Below are 800 nucleotides of genomic sequence, written 5' to 3'. Positions count from 1 at the left end.
TGGAACCACCACGCCGAACAGCACGCCCGTGCCGCCGCGAAACTCGCCGCCTCCGCCGAGAAGCAGGCCACCGCGGCGAAGACCGCCGCGGCCCGCGCCAAGACCGCCCGCGAACAGGCCCAGGCCGCCGAGCGCACTGCCGCGGCCGAGGCGGCCAAGGTCGCCCAGCAGCGCAGGATCGCCGAGGACCAGGCCGCCGAGGCCGCCCGGCAGCGCAAGATCGCCGATGACGAACGTGCCAACGCCGAGCGCCACCGCGCCGAAGCCGAACGCCAGGCCGTTGTCGCCGCGAGTGCCCGTGCTGAAGCCGACCGGCAGGCCGGGATCGCCGGCCAGTCGCTCGCCAGAGCCGAATCGGCCACCAACGCCGCTGCGGCCGCCGACGACCGGGCCTGGGAGCAGGAGGCCATCGCCAGACAGGCCCGCGACGCGGCCAACTCCGCCGAGCGTGCGGAGCAGACGGCCAAGGCCAAGGCACAGGCGCTGCGTGCCGCCGCGGCGTCGGCGGCCACCGAGGCCGAGAAGCGTGAGGCGCAGGAGCAGGCCACCCTCGCCGACCGGGAGGCTGTCACCGCGGGTAACGCCGCCCGATCCGCTCGGGCGTCCGCGAACACCGCCACCGGCGCGGCGGCGAACTCCCGGGCCGCCGCGACCCGGGCGCAGTCCGCCGCCGATCGGGCCCAGGCCGCCGCGGAGAAGGCCCAGGCCGCGGCCCGGTCCGCCGACGCGGCAGCCGACAAGGCCGAGTCCGGTGCCCGCGCGACCCATGCCGCCCGGGTGCTGGCCGACTCCAAGGCCGC

The 800-nt window shown here is 77.6% G+C and carries 1 pseudogene; it reads left to right on the top strand.

From position 1 onward, the window contains the following. Positions 1–800, top strand: a pseudogene (locus ACQ0O7_RS45180) (hypothetical protein); the annotation flags it as partial.

This window comes from Actinoplanes sp. G11-F43 (genome assembly GCF_050589265.1).
Taxonomy (GTDB): Bacteria; Actinomycetota; Actinomycetes; order Mycobacteriales; family Micromonosporaceae; genus Actinoplanes.
Note: the sequence above shows the minus strand (reverse complement) of the source record. Positions and strands in the feature narration are given on the sequence as shown.